The 26,413-nt window shown below is 70.2% G+C and carries 31 protein-coding genes; 9 read left to right on the plus strand and 22 right to left on the minus strand.

What is annotated here, in order from left to right:
* Positions 1-103: 103 nt before the first annotated feature.
* From NJ4_RS19070 to NJ4_RS25745, 3 genes are all read right to left on the minus strand, one after another.
* Positions 104-1,570, minus strand: a complete 1,467-nt coding sequence (locus NJ4_RS19070; RefSeq protein ID WP_067438875.1) for a SpoIIE family protein phosphatase — start codon at positions 1,568-1,570, stop codon at positions 104-106.
* Between the two features lie 90 nt (positions 1,571-1,660).
* Positions 1,661-2,464, minus strand: a complete 804-nt coding sequence (locus tag NJ4_RS19075) for a sigma-70 family RNA polymerase sigma factor (protein WP_067438878.1) — start codon at positions 2,462-2,464, stop codon at positions 1,661-1,663.
* A 177-nt stretch (positions 2,465-2,641) separates the two neighbouring features.
* Entirely contained in the window at positions 2,642-2,857 is a 216-nt protein-coding gene (locus NJ4_RS25745; protein ID WP_157551227.1) for a hypothetical protein, read from the minus strand.
* Positions 2,858-2,976: 119 nt separating this feature from the next.
* Here NJ4_RS25745 and NJ4_RS19080 point away from each other — a divergent pair, with 119 nt between their 5' ends.
* A complete protein-coding gene (locus tag NJ4_RS19080; RefSeq protein WP_067438881.1) occupies positions 2,977-3,651 on the plus strand; it encodes an HAD family hydrolase in 675 nt (224 codons plus the stop codon).
* A gap of 10 nt (positions 3,652-3,661) precedes the next feature.
* Here the strand turns inward: NJ4_RS19080 and NJ4_RS19085 are convergent, their stop codons facing one another.
* The 3 genes from NJ4_RS19085 to NJ4_RS19095 form a co-directional block, all read right to left on the minus strand.
* Positions 3,662-3,931: a DUF7218 family protein gene (locus tag NJ4_RS19085; RefSeq protein ID WP_067438883.1), complete on the minus strand. Its 270-nt coding sequence runs from the start codon at positions 3,929-3,931 to the stop codon at positions 3,662-3,664.
* Positions 3,932-4,067: 136 nt separating this feature from the next.
* Complete coding sequence (locus tag NJ4_RS19090; RefSeq protein ID WP_067438885.1) at positions 4,068-4,811, minus strand: GAF and ANTAR domain-containing protein; 744 nt, start codon at positions 4,809-4,811, stop codon at positions 4,068-4,070.
* Positions 4,812-5,055: 244 nt separating this feature from the next.
* Positions 5,056-5,424, minus strand: coding sequence for a hypothetical protein (locus tag NJ4_RS19095; protein WP_067438887.1), 369 nt, complete (start codon positions 5,422-5,424; stop codon positions 5,056-5,058).
* Positions 5,425-5,600: 176 nt separating this feature from the next.
* On the opposite strand from NJ4_RS19095, the gene NJ4_RS19100 reads away from it, so the two are divergent.
* The 3 genes from NJ4_RS19100 (at position 5,601) to NJ4_RS19110 (ending at position 7,524) form a co-directional block, all read left to right on the plus strand.
* Positions 5,601-5,996: a hypothetical protein gene (locus tag NJ4_RS19100; protein WP_067438888.1), complete on the plus strand. Its 396-nt coding sequence runs from the start codon at positions 5,601-5,603 to the stop codon at positions 5,994-5,996.
* A 95-nt stretch (positions 5,997-6,091) separates the two neighbouring features.
* Positions 6,092-6,766: a DUF6766 family protein gene (locus NJ4_RS19105; RefSeq protein WP_067438890.1), complete on the plus strand. Its 675-nt coding sequence runs from the start codon at positions 6,092-6,094 to the stop codon at positions 6,764-6,766.
* A 77-nt stretch (positions 6,767-6,843) separates the two neighbouring features.
* A complete protein-coding gene (locus NJ4_RS19110; RefSeq protein ID WP_157551228.1) occupies positions 6,844-7,524 on the plus strand; it encodes a DUF6629 family protein in 681 nt (226 codons plus the stop codon).
* Here the strand turns inward: NJ4_RS19110 and NJ4_RS19115 are convergent.
* Positions 7,511-7,906, minus strand: a complete 396-nt coding sequence (locus NJ4_RS19115) for a MarR family winged helix-turn-helix transcriptional regulator (RefSeq protein WP_067438896.1) — start codon at positions 7,904-7,906, stop codon at positions 7,511-7,513. The two genes, NJ4_RS19110 and NJ4_RS19115, sit on opposite strands and share 14 nt — an antisense overlap.
* A 41-nt stretch (positions 7,907-7,947) precedes the next feature.
* On the opposite strand from NJ4_RS19115, the gene NJ4_RS19120 reads away from it, so the two are divergent.
* Positions 7,948-9,759 carry a chloride channel protein gene (locus NJ4_RS19120; protein ID WP_067438899.1) on the plus strand — a complete coding sequence of 604 codons (1,812 nt, stop codon included), beginning with the start codon at positions 7,948-7,950 and terminating at the stop codon, positions 9,757-9,759.
* Between the two features lie 30 nt (positions 9,760-9,789).
* Here the strand turns inward: NJ4_RS19120 and NJ4_RS19125 are convergent, their stop codons facing one another.
* The 10 genes from NJ4_RS19125 to NJ4_RS19170 all read right to left on the minus strand — a co-directional run bounded on the left by NJ4_RS19125 (position 9,790) and on the right by NJ4_RS19170 (position 17,838).
* On the minus strand, positions 9,790-10,419 hold the full coding sequence (locus tag NJ4_RS19125) for a TetR/AcrR family transcriptional regulator (RefSeq protein WP_067438902.1): 630 nt from the start codon (positions 10,417-10,419) through the stop codon (positions 9,790-9,792).
* A 4-nt stretch (positions 10,420-10,423) separates the two neighbouring features.
* Positions 10,424-10,876, minus strand: coding sequence for a hypothetical protein (locus NJ4_RS19130; RefSeq protein ID WP_067438905.1), 453 nt, complete (start codon positions 10,874-10,876; stop codon positions 10,424-10,426).
* 5 nt (positions 10,877-10,881) lie between these two features.
* A complete protein-coding gene (locus NJ4_RS19135; RefSeq protein ID WP_067438908.1) occupies positions 10,882-12,312 on the minus strand; it encodes an MFS transporter in 1,431 nt (476 codons plus the stop codon).
* A 94-nt stretch (positions 12,313-12,406) separates the two neighbouring features.
* Entirely contained in the window at positions 12,407-13,549 is a 1,143-nt protein-coding gene (locus NJ4_RS19140) for a sensor histidine kinase (RefSeq protein ID WP_067438911.1), read from the minus strand.
* Positions 13,546-14,238 (minus strand): response regulator transcription factor, encoded by a 693-nt coding sequence (locus NJ4_RS19145; protein WP_067438969.1) that lies wholly within the window; start codon positions 14,236-14,238, stop codon positions 13,546-13,548. The genes NJ4_RS19140 and NJ4_RS19145 overlap by 4 nt, the downstream gene beginning before the upstream one ends.
* Entirely contained in the window at positions 14,213-14,680 is a 468-nt protein-coding gene (locus NJ4_RS19150) for a hypothetical protein (protein ID WP_067438913.1), read from the minus strand. Before NJ4_RS19150 ends, NJ4_RS19145 begins: the two co-directional genes overlap by 26 nt.
* Positions 14,677-15,828, minus strand: a complete 1,152-nt coding sequence (locus tag NJ4_RS19155) for a molybdopterin-dependent oxidoreductase (protein WP_067438916.1) — start codon at positions 15,826-15,828, stop codon at positions 14,677-14,679. Before NJ4_RS19155 ends, NJ4_RS19150 begins: the two co-directional genes overlap by 4 nt.
* Entirely contained in the window at positions 15,825-16,478 is a 654-nt protein-coding gene (locus tag NJ4_RS19160; RefSeq protein ID WP_082748882.1) for a class I SAM-dependent methyltransferase, read from the minus strand. The genes NJ4_RS19155 and NJ4_RS19160 overlap by 4 nt, the downstream gene beginning before the upstream one ends.
* Positions 16,475-17,131 carry a TIGR04282 family arsenosugar biosynthesis glycosyltransferase gene (locus tag NJ4_RS19165; RefSeq protein ID WP_067438920.1) on the minus strand — a complete coding sequence of 219 codons (657 nt, stop codon included), beginning with the start codon at positions 17,129-17,131 and terminating at the stop codon, positions 16,475-16,477. The genes NJ4_RS19160 and NJ4_RS19165 overlap by 4 nt, the downstream gene beginning before the upstream one ends.
* The gene (locus NJ4_RS19170) at positions 17,128-17,838 is read right to left on the minus strand and encodes a glycosyltransferase family 2 protein (RefSeq protein ID WP_067438923.1); all 711 of its coding nucleotides are present in this window, start codon (positions 17,836-17,838) and stop codon (positions 17,128-17,130) included. Before NJ4_RS19170 ends, NJ4_RS19165 begins: the two co-directional genes overlap by 4 nt.
* Positions 17,839-17,952: 114 nt before the next feature.
* Here NJ4_RS19170 and NJ4_RS19175 point away from each other — a divergent pair, with 114 nt between their 5' ends.
* Positions 17,953-19,317: a hypothetical protein gene (locus NJ4_RS19175; protein ID WP_245644629.1), complete on the plus strand. Its 1,365-nt coding sequence runs from the start codon at positions 17,953-17,955 to the stop codon at positions 19,315-19,317.
* Positions 19,318-19,349: 32 nt separating this feature from the next.
* Here NJ4_RS19175 and NJ4_RS19180 read toward each other — a convergent pair whose 3' ends face one another.
* The 4 genes from NJ4_RS19180 to NJ4_RS19195 form a co-directional block, all read right to left on the minus strand.
* Positions 19,350-20,384 (minus strand): NAD-dependent epimerase/dehydratase family protein, encoded by a 1,035-nt coding sequence (locus NJ4_RS19180; RefSeq protein ID WP_067438925.1) that lies wholly within the window; start codon positions 20,382-20,384, stop codon positions 19,350-19,352.
* Complete coding sequence (locus NJ4_RS19185) at positions 20,381-21,190, minus strand: S-methyl-5'-thioadenosine phosphorylase (protein WP_067438927.1); 810 nt, start codon at positions 21,188-21,190, stop codon at positions 20,381-20,383. Before NJ4_RS19185 ends, NJ4_RS19180 begins: the two co-directional genes overlap by 4 nt.
* Positions 21,191-21,268: 78 nt before the next feature.
* Positions 21,269-21,739 (minus strand): anthrone oxygenase family protein, encoded by a 471-nt coding sequence (locus NJ4_RS19190; protein ID WP_067438929.1) that lies wholly within the window; start codon positions 21,737-21,739, stop codon positions 21,269-21,271.
* Positions 21,736-22,572: a Rossmann-fold NAD(P)-binding domain-containing protein gene (locus tag NJ4_RS19195; protein ID WP_067438931.1), complete on the minus strand. Its 837-nt coding sequence runs from the start codon at positions 22,570-22,572 to the stop codon at positions 21,736-21,738. The genes NJ4_RS19190 and NJ4_RS19195 overlap by 4 nt, the downstream gene beginning before the upstream one ends.
* Before the next feature lie 84 nt (positions 22,573-22,656).
* On the opposite strand from NJ4_RS19195, the gene NJ4_RS19200 reads away from it, so the two are divergent.
* The 3 genes from NJ4_RS19200 to NJ4_RS19210 all read left to right on the plus strand — a co-directional run bounded on the left by NJ4_RS19200 (position 22,657) and on the right by NJ4_RS19210 (position 25,567).
* Positions 22,657-23,661 carry an AraC family transcriptional regulator gene (locus NJ4_RS19200; protein WP_082748889.1) on the plus strand — a complete coding sequence of 335 codons (1,005 nt, stop codon included), beginning with the start codon at positions 22,657-22,659 and terminating at the stop codon, positions 23,659-23,661.
* Positions 23,662-23,695: 34 nt separating this feature from the next.
* Positions 23,696-24,820: an alanine dehydrogenase gene (gene ald / locus NJ4_RS19205; RefSeq protein ID WP_067438936.1), complete on the plus strand. Its 1,125-nt coding sequence runs from the start codon at positions 23,696-23,698 to the stop codon at positions 24,818-24,820.
* A 300-nt stretch (positions 24,821-25,120) separates the two neighbouring features.
* Positions 25,121-25,567: a hypothetical protein gene (locus NJ4_RS19210; RefSeq protein ID WP_067438939.1), complete on the plus strand. Its 447-nt coding sequence runs from the start codon at positions 25,121-25,123 to the stop codon at positions 25,565-25,567.
* 21 nt (positions 25,568-25,588) lie between these two features.
* Here the strand turns inward: NJ4_RS19210 and fdhD are convergent, their stop codons facing one another.
* Positions 25,589-26,413 carry a formate dehydrogenase accessory sulfurtransferase FdhD gene (gene fdhD / locus NJ4_RS19215; protein WP_067438942.1) on the minus strand — a complete coding sequence of 275 codons (825 nt, stop codon included), beginning with the start codon at positions 26,411-26,413 and terminating at the stop codon, positions 25,589-25,591.

A 26,413-nucleotide genomic window follows, 5' to 3' on the forward strand; every position in this document is an offset into this window, starting at 1 on the left:
GACGTCGAAGCCGATCGGCAGGTGCTGATCGGCATCGACGCGAAACGTCTGTACCCGAACCGCTTGTGCTCATACGTCGAAGAGTCCGAGAATTTGGCGGCACTCACGCCGTGCTCGGCAGCCCGACAACATCGAGGATCTGGCCAGCCGGGGAGTCGGGCGGTGCCACCAGCGTCAGTTCCACCCCCGCACGCTTGGTGCGCGCGAGAAATTCGAAGAGCGACTGCACGCCGGGGCTCGCGAGATGGGTCACCCCGGTCAGATCGACCGTCGCCCTCGCCGTGCCTGCCCGGGTGGCCTCGTTCAGGGCAGCGTGGAAGACCTCGACGGTCATTCCGTCCACGGGCCCCCGGGCGGTCAGCCTTCCGCGCTCGGCGACTGTTTGCAGCTCGTCGTCCCGGTCGTCAACGACGTGGGTGGCCTCCCCCGCATCCTTTGCCTGGAGCAGTTGCACGGGCCGCGCCAGCTGCAGCCGCAGCTCGACCTCGGTTCCTTGGTCCCCACGGCGGACGTCCATGGTGTCTGCCATTCCGGCCGCCATCATCAGCCCGCGCCCGTCGGAGTCGCTCTCACGCCAGTGCCCGGCATCGGAGACCGTGACGTTCACCGACCCACGATCATCCAGCTCGGCAATGACCCGCAACGGCCGTTCGGCATCGACCGCGTTGTCGGGATAGGCGTGTTCGGCCACGTTGGAGACCAGCTCCGCGACCGCATGGTCAAGGCCGATGTGGTCGAGCAGCCCGGCCCCGATTCCGTCCAGCCAGTCACGCAGTCCAGCTCTGACCGCGGCGCCTGCCTCGGGCCGCGCCGGCATGCGAAGGGAGAACGGCGCCACGACCGGCGTCCGCGCGGCCACGATCAGTGCCATGTCGTCACGAATGTCTCCGACCGCGCCGGAACCACGGCTGAGGATGTCCTGGCAGACCTCTTCGCCACGTCGGACCGCCGACGCCGCCGACCTCGTCGTCCGGTCCAGCGACGTTGCTGCGATGTGCCTCAGTTGAGCGTTCGCGGCGCTCAGTGATCGGGCGGGGGTGCGCACGATCCCGTCGGTGTGGAGGACGAGAACGTCGTCCGGCTCCACCTTGGTCCAGTGCGTGTGGATCTCACCGCCTGTGCCCAGGGGGCGACTGTGACCAGTGGTCAACAGGCGAGGTGGCCCGAAGGGCGTGAGCAGCAGGGGTGGCAGGTGTCCGGCGACGGCGTACTCCACGGAACCGTGGTCAAGATCGAGCACCGCCACACACATGGTGGTCGCGCAGGTCTCCGGGTGGTGCTCGGCGTACTTGTCGACGCTCTCGAGTGCGCCTCGCAGGCCTGCGCCACCCACGAGCCGGTCCCTCAGGATCGCGCGCACCTGGGTGATTGCCAGGGCCGCGCCGATCCCGTGACCCACGACGTCGGCAACCATGAGTGCCACGCGACGGTGCGGCAACACGATGGCATCCATGGTGTCGCCCCGGTTCAGCGGTTCGACGTCGGTCAGCAGGTAGCAACCCGTCAGTACGACGCCGGGCAGTACGGGCAGGCCAGCGGGAATCTGAACGTCAGTGGCGGAGGTGGGCATCGCACCTCCTGAGACCGAGAACGGGCGGCTCCATGCCTCACACGGTAACCATCGCGTGTGCCGGCATGCCCCTTCCTCACGGCTGCACCCTCATTGTCCCTCCACGAGGCTGCCGCGCAGGTCACGAATGATGCGACTCAGCAGGCGTGACACCTGGGTCTGCGTGACGCCGAACTCATCGGCGATCTCCTGTTGGGTGAGCTCGTCGAAGAAGCGCAACCGGAGGAGCTTGCGGTCGCGGGCAGAGAGTCGGCGCACCACCGGGCGGAGCATGACCCGAGCCTCGGCCGCTGCAGCATCGTCTGCGTGCGAATCAGGCAGCATCTCCCCCAGGCTGATGCCCGTCTCGTCCCCCACCGGTGCGTCCAGTGAAGCCGGGGTGAAACACCCCTCGGCCCGCAGTGCCTCGGAGACCTCCTCCTCCGTCACCTCGAGTGCGTCGGCAATCTCCGCGGCACTCGGTGTGCGCCTCCCTTCGCAGCGAAGACGGTCTCGCTCCTCGAACACGTGGGACTGGAGCTCCTGGACCCGCCGTGGTGGCCGGACCACCCACCCCTGGTCACGGAAGTGTCGGCGGATCTCGCCCCGGATGCTGGGGATGGCATAGGCGAGGAAATCGCTCTCGTGTTCACCGTCGAACTTGTGCACGACGCGCACCAGTGCCGCGTTGGCAACCTGCTCGAGGTCCTCGATCGCGATACCGCGCGACTTGTACCGCGACGCGACGCTGCGGGCGACGCACATGTTCGCCAGCACCACCTCGTCGAGCAGGCGACTGCGTTCCTGGGGTGTGCTCGCTCGCGCTGCCCGTTGCAGGAGACTGGCGGTGAGCTTGCGCCGCTGGTCTCGGGGCAGATCGTCAAGAGGATTCTTCTGGATGTCGAAGCTGGCCATTGCGGTCTCCGGAGGGGAATCGCGTGGGCCTCGCCGTTGACTTCAGCGAGAATTGGAGCCGATGACATCACCGTCGATTTCGGTGAAAGACACCGTTTCACCGAAAAACCTAGCGCACGACGCGGCGGCTTGCCACCCCCTCCTGAAGACGCGATGGCACGAAATGCGCGCCTCGTCTCACGGCTGCCGGAGACCCAGTCCCGTCGTGGCCGCGCTGGCCTCGTCGGCTGCTCGTCGCGACCGACGGGCCACCTTCTGCCGGGCTGCCACGTCCTGCGGATGTGCGCGCGCCACGGCTCGACGATCACATCGGCCGCGCAACCGGGCACGCCCGACACAGGAGCCGACCAGATACCCGGCGCCCGCTGCGACGAACGCTGCCCGCTTGCTCATTCTCCGCGCCTTTCGATGGGGGCGACCAGTCATCGCGGTACCCGCGGCTCCCCATCGCATGCGACCCACCGGAATGGGTATCGGAAGCGGGAGACAGCCGCCCAACCAGAGGAGCCGAGATGCGAGGAGGGCAGCACGCCCCCGTCGACACCGTCGTGTTCGACCTCGATGGCACCCTTGTCGACTCGGTCTACCAACACGTGCTGGCCTGGCAAGCCGCATTCCGGGACGTCGGGCTCCGAGTGAGCGGTGCCGCCGTCCACCACTCGATCGGAATGGGCGGCGACCGCCTGGTCAGCCAGGTGGCGGGAACCGCCGTCGAGCGAGCCGTCGGTGACGAGGTGAGGCGTGCCCACGACCACCACTTTCGAGACCTGCTGTCACAGGTCCACGAGACCAAGGGCGCATCAGACCTCCTGGAACGTCTGGGATCGTCACACCAGCTCGTGCTGGCCAGTTCGGGGAGTCAGGAGACGACGGAGGCGCTGCTGTCCGTCGTCGACGCAGCGAGCGCTCTCGACGTCGTGGTCAGCGGCTCCGAGGTCGAACACAGCAAGCCCGCTCCCGACCTGATTCGGCTGGCGATGCGGTCCGTTCGAGCCGAGCACGCAATCGTGATCGGCGACTCGGTCTGGGACGCCCGGGCCGCGCAGGCCTGTGCAGTCCCAGCGGTCGGGCTTCTGTGCGGCGGCATCGACGAGACGTCCCTGCGCGAAGCAGGCGCGGGGTCGATCTACCTCGACCCCGCAGCGCTCCTCGAACAGCTGGGCACCAGCCCCTTGGGGGCCACGTAGCTCGCCGCCGTCAGTGATCGCGCAGGGCCTTGACCAGCTCACTCTTGTTCATCGTGGAGCGGCCTTCGATGCCGATCTCCCTGGCCCGGGAACGCAGATCCTCGACCTTCCAGTCGTCGTACGACCCGGACTCCCCACCCTTGCGTCCAACCGTGGACCGCGAACTGCCGGCGGCCCGGTTGGCGATCCTGGCCGACTTCTCCTTGCTCGCGCCGTCATCACGCAGTTCCTCGTACAGCTCCGGGTCCTTGACGCTGGGGCCAGGTGTGCGCTTCGCCATGGTGTGACCACTTCCTCTCGCTTCACTGGGTCCGATCGCGGTACCCAGCCAGGCGAGAACCAGTCACGACCACGTGTCGTCGAACCGGTCCGGTTCGTGGTGGAGCGCCCGCCCATCGCCGTGCGGTGCGGCCACGTCAGGCTTCGCCGCCGACGTCGTCATAACTTGCCGGCAGACCTCCCTGCTCGATCACCAGTGCGGCGACGTCGCGCAACTTCACGTTTGCGTGGCTGGAGTAGCGCTGGAGGGTTTCGAAGGCCTGGTCCTGATCGAGACCGTAGCGTTGCAGCATGATGCCCTGGGCCACTCCGATCTCGTGGCGGCGCTCGACGGCCTCCCCCAAGGTGGTGACCAGATGGGCGTTGGCAAGGGCGTTGCCCGCGTGTACGCCGTACACGATGAGGCGCTGCAGGTCCTCCTGGGTGAAGGTGTCCACCTGCTTCGCGTAGAGGTTGATCGCGCCGAGCGGGTCGCGGTCGGGATCGAGTGCGGCTGCGGAGAGCTGCACGCTGATCAGCGAGTGCACGCCGAGGTCGGCCACCTTCGGCCCCCAGCGTGGCCACCGCTGGTCATCGCTCGTGGAGAGAACCAGGAAGGGCGCGTCCTCCAACGCCGAGGCGATGCAGGGCCCCTCATCGAGCTCGTACTGAAGCTCGTCGCACCGGAGGGCAGTGTCGTCGGTGTGTGCCAGCGTCTCGAGACGACCCCGGCGCCTGCGCACGGTGATTGCGCAGAAGGCCGCTGCCGGCACGACTTCCAAGGACCGTGTGCAGATCCTCTCAAGCGTGGCGGCGACGTCGTGGTCGGACATCAAGAACTGACTGAGTTCGGCGAAATACGGACCCGTGTCGCTTCGATCGGCAGTGGCTTCGTCACGCATGGTGCGAGCCTACTGCCGGAGCAGGCATCACGAGGCACCTTCGCCCTTCTGCATCCCGGGCAGTGCCTGGCCGGCGGCCGTGCGCCGAGCCCGTCAGACAACGGATGCCCTCGGGGTGCGCCTCGGGCCGACCCGACCGCTCTCGTCGACAGGGCTGATGGGGACGACCAGCAGCTGGTGGGGCGGGCACGGCATGTCACGCAGGCGCAGGCCGGCCGCGTCCGCAATGCAGCGAGCGGGCACGTCAGAGGTCTCGGTACTCGTCGACGAAACTGACGTCTCGCCTGCGTGACGCCTCCTCGCCCTCGCGGCCGAGCGGAACGTCCTTGATCACCGACCGAATCCGGGCACGGTAGTGCTCGGCATCACCGGGGCAGGCAATGAGCACGTGTGAACCGCGCTCCACAGCGTGGAAGCCGTCAGCCTCGAGGGCACCGATCACGTCGGCCGGGTCCTGACCGGGCACCACCTCATAGGTGAGGGACCGGCCCTCATGGAGGTGCTTGACCTCCTGCTGCCGTGCCTGTTCACGCTTCGACAGTGCGCGGAGTCCTCCAATCACGGCCACCATCAACACGATGACCACAATGATGAGGGGGATTGCGATCTGCATCTCTGTGCCGTACCCATCATCCCCGTCCGCATGCGCGGTCACGCCCGGTCATGGGTTTGATGCATGCCGGTCAGGCGACCGGTCGGGCCTCCCGTGCCGCTCGTGCATGAGAACCGGGTTGTTGGGTACCCACCGAGCGGTCGGTGTGACCATCCAGAGCGCGGTGAGGAGGCGTCATGCGGCGGTGCTTCGTGGCGCTGGCGGTTCTCCTCCCGATCACCCTCACCGGCTGCGGGTCGGGCCAGGAGGACGCCGTACGCAACGCGGCCAGCGCCTTCCAGGACGCGGTCCACGACCAGAGGTGGGATCGCGCCTGCGCGATGTTGGCACCGGAGACACGGTCCGAGCTCGAGGACTCCGCACAGACTCCCTGTGCCAGTGCGATCCCCGAGGAGCACGTCGCGACCCCGGCCGACCCGGACGACGTGGAGATCTTCGGTACGACGGCCCAGCTGCGGTACGACGGGGAGACGCTGTTCCTCACCCGTTTCGGGGACGGCTGGCGGGTGCTGGCCGCCGGTTGCACGCCGCGCGGGCCGAAGCCCTACGACTGCCACCTGCACGGAGGCTGAGCATGCGCGCCATGTACATCGCCTATCTCTCCGTCATCGCGATCGGCCTCCTCTGCACACTGGTCCTCGCCGTGCGGCACCAGTGAGGTGGTGACGTGCGCCGGTTCCTGAAGGAGAACTCCCTCAGCCTCGTCTTCGGACTGCTGTTCCTGCTGTCGCTGGTGGGGCAGTCCCTCGCAGGCTGGCACCAGTTCAACGACGAGCAGTTCGCCGACGGCCTCCACCAGATCTCCCTCGGTCGCTATCTGACGTCCGCCGACTTCGCCGTCGATGTGACGGAGAACTGGCAGAGCGAGTATCTCCAGTTCTTGCTCTATGTCGTGTTGACGGTGTGGTTGTTGCAGCGAGGGTCGCCGGAGTCGAAGGAGCTGCACAAGGCCGGGCAGGAGTCGGACGAGGCTCAGAGAGTTGGTGCTCACGCTCATCCGGACTCACCGAGGTCGGCACGTGTCGGTGGTCTCCGGACCGCCCTCTATTCGTGGTCACTGGGCATCGTCATGGGGTCGATCTTCCTGGCGTCCTGGACGATTCAGTCGATTGCCGGCTGGGCGTCGTACAGCGAGACGCGCCTGAGGCAGCTGCGCGACCCGATCCCGTGGACCTCGTACCTCGCGCATTCCGACTTCTGGGCCCGGACCCTCCAGAACTGGCAGTCGGAGTTCCTCGCAGTCGGTTCCATGGCCGTCCTCGCCATCTACCTGCGACAACGCGGTTCGCCCGAGAGCAAGCCGGTGGGCGCGGCCCACGACGCCACCGGCACGGAGGGTTGAGCCGCACACTCGCTCTGGCGACGGGCGAGGCGAGAGCCGCGGCAGATTGCGGCGCGAATCGTTGCTAGGTTCACAGCGTGTGCTTCTCCCCCGGGATGGACGTAGTGGCTGGCGTGGCCGTGACCGGGATCGGCATCGACTGCCTGCGCCAGGTGACCTCACCCCGGCAGATCGCGCTGGCCGCCGTGCCGGTCGTCTTCGGCGTGCACCAACTGGTCGAGACCCTCGTCTGGTGGGAGCTGCAGGGCAAGGTCGGGCAGTGCACCGGCAACGTGGCGACCTACTCCTACCTGGTCATCGCGCTGCTGGTGGTGCCACTCCTGATCCCCTGGGCATTCCTTCGTCTCGGGGTCGGTCGATCACGTGCGGCCGACGTGACCTTCGTGGTGGCCGGTCTGGTCGCGGTGGTCGTCTGCGGCAACCTGCTCGGGTTCGCGGTTCCGGATCGTCGCATCGACGGGCACCAGATCACCTACTTCGCCGGGGCATACATCCCCGACCACGTCCTGCCGCTCTATGCGGTCGCCTGCCTCGGACCGCCGCTGCTCGCCCGTGCCCGACTGCTCCAGCTCTTCGGCGTGCTCAACCTCGTCGTCGTGGTCGGTCTGGCCGCGCTCAACCAGGGCGGAGTGATCTCCCTGTGGTGCGTGTGGGCGGCCGCCACGAGCGTCCTGATCAACGTGTATCTGCGTCGGGTCCGGGCGGGCCTCAACCCCGTGGACCCACCCGCGCGTGAGAGCGTGCTCAGGGCTGGCTGACCAGCGGGTCGAGCAGGCCCGAGAGCCGCTGCAGCTCCTCGACATGGACGGCGGTCAGCTCCTCGAGCACCCGAGTGCCGGACGGAGTGAGCCGGAGCTGGACCCGGCGGCCGTCCTCGGTGCTGCGCGCGCGCTCGACCCAGCCCAGCTGCTGCGTGCGATCGGCCAACTCGCTCGCCGTGTGGTGACGCACCACCAGGGCATCGGCGACCTCGCCGATGGTCGGTCCTCCCGGGGTCACACTCCCCCGGATCGCGAGCAGCATCTGGTGCTGGGCGTGAGTCAGCCCATGCTCCTCGGCAGCTCGACGGCTCCACTGGTCGAAGCGGCGCAGCGTGGTGCGGAACACAAGGAGTCGCTGGTACTGCTCATCGGTTGACACGCCTTCACTCTAATGTGTCGTGTTCCGATACTTTTCTCCCCATGAGCAATCCCTCCACCACCGTCGCGGTGCGGGACGTGCGCCACCTCGGCGACTTCACCGTCACCCCTCGCATGGTCGTGATCGCCCTGCTCGCCCTCCCGGTGGGCGCCGTCGCAGCACTGGCCGCCTGGTGTCTGCTGAAACTCATCGGGCTGATCACGAACGCGGTCTTCTACCAACGCACCTCGACCGAGCTGGTCGCGCCGGGCGGCGGCGACCACCCCTGGTGGCTGGTGCTGCTCGCACCCGTCGTCGGTGGACTCGTCATCGGAGTGATGGCCCGCTACGGATCGGAGAAGATCCGGGGCCACGGCATGCCCGAGGCGATCGAGGCGATCCTGCTCGGCGGCAGCAAGGTGCAGCCACGCGTCGCCGTACTCAAGCCGACGTCGTCGGCGATCGCCATCGGCACCGGCGGGCCGTTCGGCGCGGAGGGCCCGATCATCATGACTGGCGGCGCCCTGGGCTCGCTGCTCGCCCAGTTCCTCCACCTCACCGCCGACGAACGCAAGACGCTCCTCGTCGCGGGCTCCGCGGCAGGCATGGCGGCCACCTTCAACTCGCCGCTCGCCGCGCTGCTGCTCGCCGCCGAGCTCCTCCTCTTCGAGTTCCGGCCGCGCAGTCTCGTCCCTGTCGCCGGAGCCGTGGCGGTCGGCACAGTGTTGCGCCACCACCTCCTCGGCGAGGGTGCGGTCTTCCCGGTCACCGGAGCCCTGCACATCGACGACGTCGACTACGCGCTGTGCGTGGTGTCCGGTCTGATCGCGGCACTGCTCGCGCTGGTCGCCACCGTCCTGGTCTATGCCTCGGAGGACGCGTTCGGCCGACTGCCGATCCACTGGATGTGGTGGCCGGCCATCGCCGGCGTCATCATCGGTCTCGGCGGACTCGTCGTACCCGAGGCCCTCGGTGTCGGCTACGACGTGATCGAGGCCGAGCTCAGCGGCGACATCGGCCTGGGCCTGATCATCGGCATCCTGGCGGTCAAGACCCTGATCTGGTCACTGTCCCTGGGATCAGGCACCTCGGGCGGCGTGCTGGCGCCGATGTTCATGATCGGCGGCGCCCTCGGCGCCCTCGAGGCACACGTCTTCCCCGCCGTCGGTCCCGGTTTCTGGGCGCTGGTCGCCCTCGCCGGTGTGCTGGGCGGCGTGATGCGCTCCCCCGTGACCGGGGTGGTGTTCGCGCTCGAGCTGACCCACCAGTGGGACGCACTCCTGCCGGTGATGATCGGCTCGTTCACCGCGTACGGCGTCTCGGCGCTGATCCTCAAGCGTTCGGTGCTGACCGAGAAGATCGCCCGGCGTGGCTACCACCTCAGCCGCGAGTACGACGTCGACCCGCTGGAGATCACGTTCGTCAGTGAGGTGATGACCAGCGAGATCGTCGAGTTCACCCCGGATCTGCCGATCGCGGACGCGCTCACCGCTCTCGAGGACACGACCGATGACCACGCGGCCTGGCGACAGCAGCTCTACCCGGTCACCGGCGACGGATCCTTCGCGGGCGTGGTCACGCGCGGCACGCTCCTCGGCCGGGCTGCCTCACCGTCAGGAACGATCGCCGACCTGCTGGTCCGGGAACCGATCCACACCCACAGCGACCAGACCCTGCGCGCGGTCGCCGAGACGATGGCCGTGGACGGGATCACCACGCTGCCCGTGCTCGACCGTGACGACCCCGGCGTCGTGGTCGGCGTGGTCTCGCTGCCGCAGCTGCTGGCCGCCCGGCGTCGGGACCAGCAGGAGGCCCGCGAACGCGAGCGGGTGCTCAGGGTGCGGCTGTTCCGGCCGACCGGCGGGTCCTCCTGACCGCGCCAGGTCCCCGCTCGCGTCGTGGCATCAGCCGGATGGCTCCGGCACGACTCCCCCGGTCGGTGTGGTGACGCCGAGCATCGCGGCGCAGATCATCCGCGGGCCGTCCTCGGCCTCCAGCTCGCCGGCATGGACGGCGGTCACCGCCGCGTGCGTGACCGAATGGAGCACGGTGACCAGCCACGAGACGGGGAGGTCCTTGCGGAACGCGCCCGAGCGTTGGCCCCGCTTCAGCAGCCGCTCCGCCCGAGCCCTCAGGTCGGCGTGGGCCTGGTCGACCTGCTCACTCGGCAAGGCACGTTCGGCGGCCACCACCAGGGCGCCGTAGCGGTGGGTGACCGCCCAGGTGGCCCCGATCAGCCGCTGCAGAGCAGCGACCGGATCGCCGCCGAGGTCGATGTCCTTGAGCACGGAATCGGCCTCGGCCATCGCCCGCTCGGCGACCGCCGCCACCAGTGTCGCGCGGGAGTCGAAGTGGCCGTAGAGCGTGACGCGCCCGACGCCGGCCGCCTGGGCCACCTGGTTGATGGTGGCGTCGGGATCACGGGCCAGGCACTCCGTCGCCGCATCGAGGATTGCGGCGATGTTGCGTCGTGCGTCCGCGCGGGGCGGCCGCCCCTCCGTGGCACCAGTCGCCTGCCCAGTCGTCGTGGTCACGCCTTCATCCTAGGTCGGCGGGTTCCACTGCCCTGGAGGGTGCGCGCCGTGTCGACCGGTGGTGGTCGGCGTGCGGGCCGGCGTACTCCTCGCGGCGCCAGAGCATGGCCAGGAACATGAGGAGGAACATCAGCACGTGGCCGCCGACCATCAGTCCGTCCTCGCCGAGGAGGCCGCCCCACACCAGCGGGAAGAGTACGACGAACCCGGCGTACATCGCGCCACTCATCTCCAGGACCGGGCGCCATGAGTGGCCGCGGAACCGCATCCACGCCGCCATCGGCACGGCCATCGTGGTGGCCATGGCCAGGGAGTCGACCTCCACCGAGCGGAGCACACCGCGGGGGTCGGTGCCCGACACGGCGAGCGCCCACAGTGGGTGCAGTGCCATCATCCCCAGCACCATGGCCAGCACCATCTCGCCGTAGTGACGGGCGAACCTGCGAACCTCCCGCACCCGCATCACCAGGCACCGCCGTCGGCGGCCTCTGACTGCGCCGGTCGCCCCGGGACCAGGATCAGCGCGACCGAACCGGCGACCACGGCCACGACGGCCCCGAGGGTGAAGCCGTCGACGAACCCGTCCGCGCTGCTGCCGGCGATGCTGACCGCGGCGACACTGGAGACCACCGCGGCGCCCAGGGAGGCGCCGAACTCGTGGAAGGTGCTCACGATGCCGGACGCGATGCCCGACTCGTGGGGCGCGACCTGACCGAGTGCGGTCGCCGCGGCCACCACGAAGAGGACTCCGAGGCCGACGGCGCCGATGGTCAGGCCGACGACGACAGCGATCGTGCCGAGCCCCACGGCAGCCACGGTGAAGCCGAGCGAGGCCAGGCCGAAACCGACCCCCGCGAGGAGCCGGGCACCCATCGCCGCCAACTGCTGGCCGGCGACCGTGGCTCCGGCCATCGTGGCCAGGGCGATCGGCAGGAAGAGCACCCCGGTGAGCAGGGCGCCGTGATCGGCGTGGTGCTGGAGGTAGAACGTGCCGAGGAAGAATGCGGCAACCATCAGGGAGGTTGCGCTGACCACCAGGAACGTGCCGGCTGCCACGGGTCGACGCACCAGCAGTGCGAGGTCCATGAGGGGCACGGCCGCCGTACGCTGGCGCAACCCGAACAGCACGTACAACAGCGCCGCACCCAGCAGGAGCAGCAGGGTGGTGCGGTCGGCCCACCCTCGGTCGCCGGCACCGATCAACGCGTAGATGCCGGCCCCGGTGGCGGCGGTGACCAGCCCGGCGCCGATGACGTCCAGACTCCCCCGCCGCAGTCCCGATTCCCCACCGGCCGGAGCCGCAGGCAGCAGGCGCACCAGCGCAACCGCCACGGCGGCGCCGATCGGGACGTTCACGAGGAAGACCCACGGCCATCCGGGACCGGCGGTCAGCACGCCGCCCAGCAGTACGCCGACCGCGGCACCGGCGCCGCCCAGGCCCGACCAGATGCCGAGCGCCTTGTTGCGCTCCTCACCGTCGAAGAGCTGGACCACGGCCGACAGGGCGGCCGGCGACAGCAGCGCGGCGCCGATGCCTTGCGCGACGCGGCCGCCCAGCAGCACCGTTGAGCTCTCGGCCAGACCGGAGACCAACGAGGCCATGGTGAACACGGCCAGGCCTGCGAGCACGACGGTGCGCGATCCGATCAGATCGGCGATGCGTCCGCCCAGGAGCATGAGTCCCCCGAAGGCGAGGGTGTAGGCGCTGACCACCCAGGTGGTCGCCTCACGGTCGAGACCGAGGTCGGCGCCCATGTGGGGCAACGCGATCGCGACCACCGTGACGTCGATGATCAGCATGAACTGGGCGACTCCCAGGAAGCCCAGGATGGTCCAGCGGCGGGGGTCGGCCACCCGGCCGTCCGCCACTGCCGTGCGTGGTTCGTGTGCCATGGCCGAAACCCTTTCAAGCAAGGCGAACACTGATGTTCAAGATATTAACTCGAACATCAGTGTTCAACAAGAGGGTTTCGGTGGCGGCCCGCCGTCAGACCGCGGCCACCTCCGGCGACGAGGGCAGCCTGATCAGGAACCGACAGCCGTCGGCGGACTCGAGGTTCTCTACGCCGACCACGCCGTCGTGCGCCTCGACGATGCCGCGCACGATGGCCAGCCCGAGCCCCGCGCGGCCGCCGAGGTCGCGGTTCGGCGTACGCGCCGCCGACCCCTGCCAGCCCACCTCGAAGACCTGCCGCATGTCCTGCTCGGTGATGCCGCCGCACTGGTCGGCCACGCTGAGCACGACGCCGTCCTCGACCTGCTCGGCACGCACCTGCACCTCGCCGGAAGGCGGGGTGTGCCGGATTGCGTTCATGATCAGGTTCGACAGCGCGCGCGACAGGGCGGCCGGGTCGGCTGACACACAGACGCCGTCCTGCACCGCGCCGCCGACGTGGACGTCGCGGGTGCGCGCGACCGGGTCGAGGCTGGCGATCGCCTCGCTGACCAGGTCGTGCAGCAGCACGGTCTCGCGCTGCGGCACCAACACACCCGCGTGGATCCGGGACAGCTCGAAGAGGTCGTCGACCATCGTCGCCATCCGGTCGACGTCCTGCCGGATCTGGGTCAGGTAGCGCTGGGGATCCGCGGCCAGACCGTCCTCGAGCGCCTCCGACATCGCCCGCAGCCCGGCCAGTGGGGTGCGCAGGTCGTGCGAGACCCACGACACCAGGTCACGCCGCGACTGGTCGAGCAGCTGCTCGCGTTCACGGGAGCCGGCCAGCTCCCGACGGGTCTCGTGGAGGGCCGCGCTCAGGTCGCGGAACTCCTTCGCTCCACTGGGCGGGGCGAGGTCGCCATCGGTGCCGAGGCGTCGGACATTGCTCCGCACGGCGCCTGACCACTGCCCGATGGCCAGGCCGAGACCCAGTGCGACACCGAGGGTCACGACGGCCGCGACGGTTCCGACGTACGTCGCCACGGCCAGGTCGTGGCCGGAGAAGAACATCATCCGGGTGATCGCGATCAGACCGACCAAGGGCGCCAGCACCGCCACCAGGGCCAGGATCGCCAGCTGCCAGACCAGCGACCGTTGCCTGACCAGCCAGCTGCCGGCGAAGCCGAGCATGCCCACCACACCCGCGGACAGCGAGGCGACGAGCACGATGGTCCAGAACGCCTCGCCGGTCATGCCGCACCTTCGTCGGCGGACCACAGGTAGCCGACGCCCCACACCGTGCACAGCCGCACCGGGTGGGTCGGGTCGGCCTCGACCTTCTCCCTGACCCGGCGCACGTGGACGGTCACCGTGGAGCGGTCCCCGAAGCTCCACCCCCAGACCAGCTCGAGGAGCTCCTCACGGGAGTAGGTGACCTCGGGGTGCGCGACCAGGAACCGCAGCAGGTCGTATTCGCGGCTGGTCAGCGTCAACGGTGCCCCGGCTCTGGTGACCTGGCGTCGCGGGTGGTTGATCACCAGGTCGCCGTCGGTGAGCACGTCGGGCAGGGTCGGCGTACGACCCGAGGTGCGACGCAGCACCGACTCCACGCGCAGGGCCAGCTCGCGGGGGCTGAACGGCTTGCTCACGTAGTCGTCGGCGCCGAGCTCGAGGCCGACGACGCGGTCGGTCTCGCTGCTGCGGGCAGTCAGCATCACGATCGGCACCTCACTGGTCAGCCGGAGCCGTCGGGCGACCTCGAGCCCGTCGATCCCGGGCAGCATGAGGTCGAGGACGACCAGGTCGGGGGTGCGCCTCGCGGCGGCCTCGACGGCGGTCTCCCCGTCGGCGGCCTCGACCACGTCGTGGTTGTTGGCCCGCAGGTAGCTCACCACCACCTCGCGCACCGTCACGTCGTCATCGACCACCAGGACGTTCGCCATCGCCACCTCCTCGTTCCGGTGCCCCCTCTGGAACGCCGGTCTCCACCATCCGCGATCGTACGACGGCAGCGGCCACCACCACGCCGACCACGATGCCGCCGGCCACCACGCCCCAGCCGGCGGTGTAGTCGCGGTCGAGCAGGGTCGGGTTGTCCGGACGGCGGCCCCATCCGCCGAGCACCGGTACCGCGACCAGGGTCAGCGCGCCGAGCAGCACAGCGCCCACGACGACAGGGCCCCTGGCCCAGGGCACGACGCGTGCCGCCGACCAGCCGAGCACGAGCACCACGGGCGCCAGCACCGCGTCGTGCAGCAGCACTCCCCCGGCCAGCCAGACCAACAGGTTCGACCAGAGATCACGCGGTGTCGCGTCCTGGAGCAGCCAGGCACCCCAGGCCGCCGTCGTCAGCCCTGCAGCGATGAGAAGGGCGCGGCCGATCACCCCAGCACCTCCAACTCATTGACCCACTTCGTCTGGAGCACCCCGGGCCGGTTCGGCGCGATCAGCCGTGCCGGGCGGCCGTGGTCGGGGTCCAGCGGCTCGCCGTTCAGCTCGAGCGCCAACAGGGTGTCGTCGTGGTCGGCGTACGACCCGGGGAGCACGGACTGCGCGTAGCCGCCGCGACGCTGCAGCGACCGGACGATCACCTCCGAGTCGGGGGGCACGTCCACCAGGTCGAGCAGGTCCCGCACCCGTACGCCGGTCCAGGTGGCGCCGGCGCTCCATCCCTCGACGCAGGCGATCGGCAGGTCCTCGGTGCGCTGTGGCAGTGCCTTGAGGTCGGCGAGAGTGAGCTCGCGCAAGCGGCCTCCGTGGCGCACCGTCAGTCGGTAGGCCTCGCCGGTCGCGGCGGGATCGATCGCCGCGGCCCGCGCCGAACGGTTGACCGGCACGCCCTGGGCCCCCTCCCCGGTGCGCACCGCGAAGAGCGAGACCCGGCGCAACCACGGCACCGCCGCGCCGGCGGTGAGCAGAACGGCCGCGCCGGCGCTCACCCAGGTGGTGCGCAGGAGCGTACGACGACTCACAGCTCCCGGCACCGACGCACCGGAGCGGTCGAGCTCGGTCGACTCCAGTGGTGCGCCCAGTGCTTCCCGGATGATCGGCAGCTTGACGGCGATGTGCACGAGCAGGGCGCCGATCGCGATCCAGGCCAGGGCATGGTGCGAGCTGCGGAACGGAAACTGCCACGGGTACCACTGCGCGGTGTTCGCGAGACCGGCCGCGAGCTGGAAGATCGAGGCCGCGACGAGCACGCCGATCGAGCCCCGTTCGAGACCGCTGACAAGACCAGTGCGCAGCGACCGCGGCAGGGCGGCGAACAGCTTCGGATAGACGCACCACAGCTTGACCAGCAGCAGCGGGATCGCGGCCGTGCCGGCGGCGACGTGGAGTCCCTGGGTCAGTCGGTAGCCCCACGACGGTGAGGCAGGCAACGGCACCACCGGATGCGGCAGCTGGGCGTAGTGGCTGATCAGGCCGGTCACGAACGCGACGGCGAAGCAGGTGCCGAGCCAGACCCCGATGCGCGCGGCGACCGCCGGCGACCTCAGCCGTGAGGTGAAGTCGGTCTCGACCGGGCCCCTCATGTGCGACTCTCCTCACGGACCAGGACGGCGACCCAGCGGCCGCCGATCTGGTGCACGGCCCTCACCCCGAGCCCACTGGAGGCTGCGGCACCGGCCAGCCCGTCCACGCCGAGCACTGCCCAACGGAACGGACGTGACCGGTGCTTCCCACCCTGCGACTCCAGCACCGCCCACACGGTGCGAGACGCGACCCCCGGCTCCGCCACCTCGACCACTGCGCGTCCCCCCGGAGCGAGCAGGTCGGCGGCCCGACCCAGCAGTGCGACCGGATCGCCGCCGATGCCGATGTTCCCGTCGGCGAGCAGCACGGTCCCCCATCTGCCTTCGGCCGGCACCTCGGCGAACACGTCGCGCTGGAGCGCGGAGGCACCCCGACGGCGGGTCTGGGCGACCGCCTCGGCCACCACGTCGATGCCGAGCGCGATGCGGCCGGTCTCCGCCAGCGCCATCGCCATCCGGCCGGGGCCGCATCCGACGTCGAGCGTGGGCCCGTGGCACAGGGTGAGGATGCGCCTGTCGTCCTCGTCGGCCGGTGCCGCCCAGCGCTCGACCGGGATCGGCGTCGGTGTGCTGTCGACCCCGACCACGACGGTGGGGTGTCCGGACAGCAGGGCGGAGAACGCCGAGGTGAACGAGACATCGGTGCTCATCTGACCAGGCTCCCGGCGGTGAGCTCGTGCCAGCGGCGGCCGAACCTCGTGCAGGGAGCCAGACCCGACACGATCTCGGCGTCGCCCGCAGTGTCGACGTCACGCAGTCGGCGAACGACCGCGAGCTCGAGGCCGGCACCTCGCAGGGCCTCGGCGGTCCGCGCGCCGGTCTCCGGTTGCGACATCGGGACCTCGGCGAGGACGACGGCCCGCGACGGATCCTGCAACCCGAGCAACCACCACCCGCCGTCGGCGGCGTACCCCAGCACGGCCGGGCTGCGCTCCAGTGCCGCATCGGCGGCCTCGAGGTCATCGGTGGTGAGCTGCGGGGTGTCCATGCCGATCTGCACCACCGGACCAGCGACCTGGGCATGGGCGTGAGCAATGCGCTGGCCGAGCCCGTCGCCGACCTGCGGGAAGACGGTCCACCCCGCGAGTGCCCGGCGAAGGTCGTGCTCCAGCATCGCCCCGGTGAGGTCCCCGGCCAGCGCCAGGTGGCACCGGTCGGAGACCGCGTTGCAGGCCGTGATCGTGTCGAGCAGACACAGGGCGGCGAGCTCCGCGGCCACGTCGTCCCCCACCGTCGCCGCCAGCCGGGTCTTCGCCAGGCCCGGCCGCGGTGCCTTGGCCAGCACCAGCGGCTGCGCCCTCATCGGTGGCTCCGTTCGAGCGCGGTCCGACGGACGCGAGGGCCGTCGGCGAGCACCCGGCGGAAGTCGCGGGCGGTGCGCACGGTGCCCACCAGAGACCCCGACACCTTCGAACGCGTGCCGGCCACGCGCGGCCCGTAGGAGACGTCGTGCTCGGAGAACCGCCAGTCGGCATGCACCGCGGACTGCAGGAGCTCGACGGGGTAGCCGAACCGCCGATCCCGGATGCCGAGGTCGAGTAGTGCTTCACGGCGTACGACGCGCATCGCGGCGAGGTCGCGCAGCGGCAACCCGATCCGTCGACGCAGCCACCAGGCGATCAGTGCGTTGCCCAGCCGGGCGTGCCACGGCCAGACACCACGCGCTGCTGGACGGCGTCGTCCCGCGGCCAGGTCGACCCGTCCGGCGACCACGTCGGCCACGAGGTCCAGCAGGTCTGCGGGGTCGAAGGAGCCGTCGCCGTCCATGAACGCGACCACGTCGGCGGTCGCAGCGGCGAGCCCGGCCGCGACGGCGGCACCGTAGCCGGGCTCGGGCTCCGCGACCACCGTGGCTCCAAGGTCCCGGGCGACGCCGGAGGTGCCGTCGGTGGAGCCGTTGTCGACCACGATCACCCGCATTCCGTCGGGGATCTGGGGCAGGAGCATCGTCAGCGCCGGCCCCTCGTCACGGCACGGCAGCACCACGTCGACGGTGTGTCTCAAGGTCATGTCCTTCACGCTAGGCGGCAGATCGGGCGCCGAACGGCCTGCGCTGCTTACGAAGTGATGACGTCACCCGCTCGACCCGGAGCGGGGGCGTTTCGCAAACCTAGACTCACGATCGTGACCCCAACCGCTGCACGGGTGGGCCCCCACGGGCCGCGCCCGAAAGACCACCCTTCACCCGGTGTGGGGTGGTCGATCGTGCGCTCGCCGGGGCTGGGTCTGGTGGCCGGGCTCCTGCTCGTCGCAGCGGCTGTGCTGGTGCCGAGACTCTCCGGCTGGGAGGTGCACTCACGGTTCAGTGCCCCCCACGGCTTCCCGCCCTGGCAGGGCTGGCTCGATCCACGGGTCGGGCCGGGAACGCTGCCTTCCGTGCTGGTCGCGGCGACGGTCGTGGCCTGTGGCAGCACCCTGGCGCGACGGCTTTCCTTTGCCTGGTTGGCGATTGCCGCCTTCCTCACCTCGCTGGCATGGCTGGTGTCACTTGCCCTGATCGACGGGACGGCCGGGGTCTCCGGTGTGCTCGGCGTGCCCAATGAATACCTCGGAACCGCGCGCTCGGTGCACGACGTACCGGCCTTTCTCGACGGGTTCGTCGACCGGGTGCCGCTCCACGCGGCCGACAACTGGCCGGTGCACGTCTCGGGTCACCCGCCGGGGATGACGCTGTTCTTCGTGGCGCTCGCCCGGACCGGACTCGGCGGCGACCTCGCCGCGGGTCTGGTGGTCACAGTGCTGGCGGCGACGATCGTGCCCGCGGTTCTGGTCACGCTCCGTGCTCTCGACGCCGAGGAGGTCGGCCGTCGGGTCGTCCCCTTCCTGGTGCTCACGCCGGCCGCGCTGCTGCTGGCCGTCAGCGCGGACGCCGTGATGGCAACGGTGGCCGCCTGGGGGCTGGCCGCACTCGCCCTCGCCGCGACCCGGTCACTGTGGTGGTGCCTCCCGGCAGGGTTGTTGCTGGGCGGCCTGGTTCTGCTCTCCTACGGGCTGGGGCTCGCCGGCTGCCTCGCGCTCGCCGTCCTGGTCGCGGCTCGTTCGTGGCGGCCGCTGCTGCCGACGGCGCTGGTCGCGCTGGCGGTGCCCCTGTCGCTGGCACCCTTCGGCTACTGGTGGCCGGAGGGCTTCACCGTGTTGCGCGAGCGCTACTGGGACGGCGTTGCCTCGCTGCGTCCCGCGAGCTACTGGCTGTGGGCCGACCTCGCCCTGCTCGTCGCCACGGTCGGCCCGTGGGCGAGCGCCGGTCTCTCCCGGCTCCGAGACCTGCCGAGGGCTCCGCTGGCCCTGGTCGTCGGCGCACTGGTGGCCGTGCTGGTGGCCGACCTGTCGCTGATGAGCAAGGCCGAGGTGGAGCGGATCTGGCTGCCGTTCATGCCATGGCTGACCCTGGCTGCCGACGCCCTGCCCCGCGCGTGGCGTCGCCCGGCGTTGATCGGACAGGCCTGCTGGACACTGCTTGTGGCACACCTGTTGTTCCTCGGCTGGTGAGTCTGTGCGCACCGCTCAGGCGGCGTACGCGTTCAGTCGCGCAGCGGTGCGGTGGCGAATGCGGGGATGCCCTCGTCCGGGTGGACCCGCGCGGAGAAGCCCAGTTCCTTGGCAGCCTTCTCGGGCGAGGCCACGACATGGCGGACGTCTCCGGGCCGGTACTCCCCCGTCACCACGGGCTGCGGTCCGTCCGGGCCGGCGAGCCGGTCGGCCACGTCGACAATCGAGATCGGCCGCCCCGAGCAGACGTTGTACGCCGCGAACGGAGGCGACTCGGCGACCACCGCGTCGAGGGCAGCCACGTTGGCGCGAGCGACGTCGTCGACGTGCACGAAGTCGCGCATCTGGGCGCCGTCCTCGAAGACGCGGGGCGGCTCACCGCGCTCCAGACTCGAGCGGAAGATGGCCGCCACTCCGGCATACGGCGTGTCTCGCGGCATGCCCGGCCCATAGGCGTTGTGGTAGCGAAGCGCGATTGCATGGGCACCCGCGTGGCGTGCCCAGGCCGAGGCGTAGTGCTCCTGCGCCACCTTGCTGGCGGCGTACGAGCTTCGAGGATCGACGGGCGCCGCCTCGTCCACCAGGCTCCATCGCAACGGCCGGCCGCACACCGGGCAGGCGTGGTCGAACCGACCTGCGTCGAGGCCCTCGGTGCTGCGGAGTCCGGGCGCCTGTGACCCGTGCTCGGGGCATTCGTAGGCGCCCTCGCCATAGGCCACCATCGAGGAGGCCAGCACCAGTCGGCGTACACCCGCCTCGTGCATGGCGGCCAACAGCACGGCCGTGCCGAGGTCGTTGTGCGAGGCGTAGACCGGCAGGTCGGCGACGCGTACGCCGGCTCCGACGACGGCGGCCTGGTGGCACACCGCGTCGACGCCGCGGAGCAGGTCGACCCACGCGTCGGCGTCGCGCACGTCGAGCCGGTGCGTGCCAGCGGGTGGAGTCGTGGCGCCGTGGGCCAGGTCGAGCATCACGTCGACCGCGACGACCTCGTCGCCACGCTCCTCCAGGTGGCGCCTGACGGCGGAGCCGATGAACCCCGCCGATCCGGTGAGCAGGACCCTCACGACGGTGCGCCGGCGGGCAGCGGACAGGTCAGTTCGATCTCGTCGGCCCAGGCAGCGCACGCACATCCGGTCGGGTCGGGCAGCTGGGTGATCGCCGTGCGCAGCAGGGTGGCGAGACGGTCGAGGTTCGACCGGAACAGCGCGAAGACCTCGGCCTGACCGACCCCGGCGCCGTCCTCCTCACCGGCGTCCATGTCAGTGACCAGTGCCAGAGGCGCGTAGCAGAGCCGCAGTTCGCGGGCCAGGACGGCTTCGGGGTGGCCGGTCATGTTCACCAGGGACCACCCTGCCTCTGCATGGCTGCGCGACTCCGCGCGCGTGGAGAACCTCGGGCCCTCGATCACGACCATGGCACCACCGACCGTCACGTCGGGCGACCCGGCGGCCAGGGCCTTGGTCACCCCAGCGCAGTAGGGATCCGCGAACGGCACGTGCACCGCGCCGGTGTCGACGAAGGTCTGGACGCGGCCCTGCGTGCGGTCGACCAGCTGGTCGGGCACGACGACGTCACCGGGGCGGACCTTGTCCCCGAGCCCACCGACCGCACACGGCGCCAGCACCTGGCGTACGCCGAGCGAGGCCAGCGCCCAGAGGTTGGCCCGGTAGTTGATGCGGTGCGGTGGGTGCTCGTGATGCAGGCCGTGCCGGGGCAGGAAGGCCACGTTGCGCCCTTCCACCGAGCCGATCGTGATGGGTGCCGACGGATCGCCGTACGGCGTGGTGACCGTGGCGGTCGGGGCGTTGTCGAACAGGGCGTAGAAGCCCGTGCCACCGATCACGGCGACATCGGCGCGGAGGTCGGTCATGACACCCACGCTGCCAGCGCAACCGCCGCCGGAGAAGAGTGCGCGGCCGGTCGTAAGCGCCTCGTAAGAAGCTCCCCCTCATGCGCGCAGGGCGGCGCCGATGCAGCAGCCGAAGGAGGCGACCACGCCGATCGTGCGGATCAGGTGCAGCCGGTTCCACGGGTCCTCGAACGCCTCACGCGCCCGGTGCAGGGCCGGCGTACCGTCGTCGAGCCCGACCTCCGTCAGCGCGTCGTTGAGCGGGATGTTGCCGGCCGTCGTGATCCCGAACGCGATGACGTAGAGCACCAGTGCGGCGATCACCCAGGGCCGCGAAGGGCCGGTGACGACCGCGACCCCGAGCGCAGGCAGGGGCGCCATGAACAGCAGGAGGAAGACCGGGTTGAGGATCGCGAGGTTCAGCTGCTGCATGGCTTCGACGAAGGTGCGGTCGTCGGTGTGTGCGAGGCCCGGCATCACCGAGGTCGAGAAGGCGAAGAAGATCCCCGCGATCAGTCCGGTGCCGACGGTGCCCACCACCAGTGCCGACTGTCCCAGGACCCCTGTCATGACGCCACCTCCCCGCCGTTCCAGGCACCGGCGGCGACGGCCCGCGCGGCGTAGTCGGCGAAGTCGCGCGCCGGACGACCCAACGCCTCTCGCACGCCGTCGACGACGTGCGCATTGTGCCCGTCGAGGATCTCGCCGAACAGCTCCGCCAGTCCTCCCGCCTCGTCCACCGGCAGCCCGGCGTCGACCAGATCTGCGACAAGGTGCGCGGTGGTGACCTGTTCGTAGGCGATCGGACGTCCGACCGCGGCCGCGATGTCGGCAGTCGCGTCGGCGAACGTCATCAGTCGTGGCCCGGTCAGCTCGTAGGCCCGGTTGACCGGCGCCTCGCCGAGCATCATCGCCACGGCCACCTCCGCGACGTCGTCCAGGTCGACGAACGGCTCGCGGACATCGCCGGCGGTGAAGGCCAGGTGCCCGGCGCCCAGCGGCTCGGCGAACAGGCTCTCGTCGAAGTTCTGCATGAAGAAGGCGCAGCGCACGGTGCCCCAACTCGCGCCGTACCGCTGCGCGGCCTCGGCGACCAGGCACTCCGCACGCTGGGCCTGGGCCTCGCCGCGTCCGGAGAGCAGCACGATGCGCCGTACGCCGGCACGTGCCATCCGGTCGGCCACCTCGGCGACGGCTTCGGGTGCACCGGGAAAGGTCAGGTCGGGAGCGAAGGTGAGGTAGGCCGAGTCGGCCGGCCGCTCGACCGAGGACCAGGTCGCCGGGTCGTTCCAGTCGAAGCTGGGCCGGGACAGCGAGGTGACCGGGAAGTCCCGGTCGTGCAGGAGGGACGCGACGCGACGGCCGGTCTTGCCGGTGCCGCCGATGATCAGGTGAGTTGTCATGTCTCCACTTCACCTCGACTCAGTGAGACTTTCCATGGCTTGAAGTCTTGATTGCATGCGTGATCGTCCAGCATGCTGGCGTTCATGGACGGTCTCGAACATCTGCTCTCCGGACCTCGCGCACGCCAGGCCTTCCTGTTGCGCATGGTGATGGAGCCGCCCTGGGCGGTGCGGATCGAGGACGACCCGGCGCTGACTCTCTTCGCGGTGGCCCGCGGATCGGTCTGGATCACCGGCGAGCTCGGCGAGCCGCTCGAGCTCCGGGCCGGCGACGTGGCCGTGATCCGTGGCGGCCCGGTCTACACGGTCGGGGACGACCCGGGCACCGGGCCGAAGGTGACCATCCTGAAGGGCAACGTCTGCGTCGACCCCGACGGGCAGCTGCTGACCCAGCGGATGGCGCTCGGCGTGCGCACCTGGGGCAACAGTCACGACGGGTCGGCGGTGATGCTGGTCGGCACCTGGGAGGCGGAGACCGAGGCCGGGCGACCACTGCTCTCCGCGCTGCCCGGCCTGCTCGTACGACGCCGCGGCGAGGACGACTCGGCGCTGGTCGACCTGCTGGCCGCGGAGATGGTGCGCGAGGAACCCGGTCAGGAGGTCGTGCTCGACCGGCTGCTCGACCTGGTCCTGGTGACCGTGCTGCGCTCCTGGCTGGCCGGTGAGGAGCAGGTGACCCGGGGGCTGGCACCCACAGACCCGACCGTCGGCGAGGCGCTGCGCCTGATGCACCACCACCCCGAGCACCCCTGGACCATCGCGTCGTTGGCGCGCGAGGTCGGAGTCTCCCGGGCCGCGCTGGCCCGACGCTTCGGCGTGCTGGTCGGCGAGCCACCGATGACCTACCTGACCCACTGGCGGCTCGCCCTCACGGCCGACCTGCTGGTGGCCACCGACGACGCGATCGACCGGATCGCCCGGCAGGTCGGCTACGGCAGCGGTTTCGCGTTGAGCGCCGCGTTCAAGCGGGTGCGCGGGGTCAGCCCGCAACAGCACCGCACTGCGGCCCGTACGCCGAGCGCGCACGCCCTGGACGCATCGGCTCACCGAGCCCGTGCCAAGCCGGGGCCAGTGGTGGCACAGTGGTGATCAGACCCACCGCACCGGGAGAAGGAGCGCAGCCATGAAGGTCGGCGTACCCAGGGAGGTCAAGAACCACGAGTACCGCGTCGCGATCACGCCGATCGGCGTGCACGAGCTGACCGCGCACGGGCACGAGGTGGTCATCCAGCAGGGTGCCGGGGTCGGCTCCTCGATCAGCGACGAGGAGTACGTCGGTGCCGGGGCGACGATCGCGGCAACCCCGGAGGAGGCCTGGGGCACCGACGGTGGTGTCGACCTCGTCCTCAAGGTCAAGGAGCCGGTCGCGGAGGAGTTCCACCGCATGCGCGAGGGACAGCTGCTCTTCACCTACCTCCACCTGGCTGCCGACAAGCCGCTGACCGACGAACTGCTCGACCGCAAGGTCACCGGCATCGCCTACGAGACCGTCCAGCTGCCCAGCGGTGGGCTGCCCCTGCTCTACCCGATGTCCGAGGTCGCCGGGTGCCTGGCACCCCAGGTCGGCGCCCACTCCCTCCTCAAGGCCCAGGGCGGGCGCGGCGTCCTCATGGGCGGTGTCGGCGGTGTCGCCAACGCCAAGGTCGTCATCATCGGCGCCGGCGTCTCGGGACAGAACGCCGCCAACATCGCCCTCGGCATGGGCGCCGACGTCACCCTCCTCGACACCGACCTCGACAAGCTCCGCATGTCGTTCTGGCGCTACAACAACCGGGTCCACGGCCTGGCCTCCTCCAAGCTCGCCATCGAGCACCAGGTGATGGAGGCCGACCTGGTCATCGGTGCCGTGCTGATCCCCGGTGCCGCTGCACCCAAGCTCGTCTCCAACGAGCTGGTCTCCCGGATGAGGCCCGGCTCGGTGCTCGTCGACATCGCCGTCGACCAGGGCGGCTGCTTCGAGGACACCCACGCCACCACGCACGACGACCCGACCTACCGGGTGCACGACTCGATCTTCTACTGCGTGGCCAACATGCCCGGCGCCGTGCCCCACACGTCGACCTACGCGCTGACCAACGCCACCCTGCCCTACACGGTGGCCCTGGCCGACAAGGGCTGGCAGCAGGCGTGCCGCGACGACCACTCCCTGACCCTCGGCCTCAACACCCACGCCGGGCAGCTCACCAACAGGCCCGTGGGCGAGGCCACCGGCATCGCCGCGGTCAGTCCCGACGACGTCCTCACCTGACGACGTCCCTCATCAACGGGATCATCACCCCACCGGTGTGCGCTCGACTGGATCTGCTCCCGACGTGGTCTGCGCCCGACGCGGTCTGCGCTCGACTGGATCTGCGCCCGACGCGTTGAGTGCACGATCCGTGTCGAGATTTCGGCGGAATCCGACACGGATCGTGCACTCAACGCGCATCGCCCCCAACGTTGCGCTCGCGGCGTCGACGTACCACCCGAACCGGTCAGGAATCGAGAAGCCTCACGGCACAAGGCTTCCTAGGATCGAAGCACCACGAACCCAGAGAAGGGACCAACGATGAGCAGCGACACGTCGTCCGACGGATTCACCGAGCAAGAGCGCGCCGCGATGAAGGAGCGCGCCGCCGAGCTGAAGTCGGCCAAGAAGCGCAGCACCAGCCCCAAGAAGGCCGAGGCCGACCGGGCGGACCTGGCCGAGAAGATCGCCGCGATGAGACCCGACGAGCAGACGATCGCCACGAGGCTCGACGAGATCGTCACGGCCAACGCTCCCGACCTGCTGGCCAAGACCTGGTACGGAATGCCCGCCTGGCACCGCGACGGCAAGATCATCCTGTTCTTCAAGAACGCCTCGAAGTTCGACATGCGCTACTCCGAGGTCGGCTTCAACGAGCACGCCACGCTGGACGACGGTGACATGTGGCCGACGGTCTTCGCGGTCACCGCCATGAACACGAAGATCGAGAAGGCACTCACCGACCTGGTCCAGCGCGCTGCGGGCTGAGCCGCCCGCCGGCGTGCCCCCTCAGGCCTCGATGCGCTGGGCGCCGGCATAGACGTTCATCGACTGGCCGCGCAGGAAGCCGACCAGGGTCAGCCCACTCTCCTCGGCGAGCTCAACGGCCAGCGAGGATGGCGCGGAGACCGCGGCCAGCACGGGAACCCCGGCCATCACGGCCTTCTGGACCAGCTCGAACGACGCCCTGCTGCTGACCATCAGGATGTTCTCGCGCAACGGGAGGGAGTCGGCGCGCACCGCGTCGCCGATCACCTTGTCGACCGCATTGTGGCGGCCGACGTCCTCGCGCATGCAGAGCAGCTCACCGGCTCCCGAGAACAGACCGGCGGCATGCACACCGCCCGTGCGGTCGAAGACCCCCTGGGCCTGGCGCAGCAGGTCCGGCAGCTGCGCAAGCCGCTCAGGGGTGACCCGGAGCGGATCGTCGGCGACCGACCAGGCGGCCGTCGTACGCACGGTGTCGAGGCTGGCCTTGCCGCACAGGCCGCACGACGACGTGGTGTGGAAGGCCCGCTCGAGTGACGGATCGGGAGCCGGGACGCCGGCTGCCAGCTCGACGTCGACCACGTTGTAGGTGTTCACGCCCTCGGCCGCGGCCCCGGCACAGTAGCGCACGGTCACCACGTCGGAGCCGGAGCGGACGACGCCCTCGCTGACCAGGAACCCGATGGCGAGATCGAAGTCGTCACCGGGCGTGCGCATGGTGACCGTCAACGTGCGGCCGTTGACCCGGAGCTCCATCGGCTCCTCCACGGCGAGCGTGTCGACGCGACGGTCGACGACTCCGTCGCGGATGCGGAGCACCTTGTGTCGTGCAGTGACGCGGCCCAT

It is taken from the genome of Nocardioides jensenii JCM 1364 = NBRC 14755 (assembly GCF_001552535.1).
In the GTDB taxonomy this organism is placed as follows: Bacteria; Actinomycetota; Actinomycetes; order Propionibacteriales; family Nocardioidaceae; genus Nocardioides; species Nocardioides jensenii.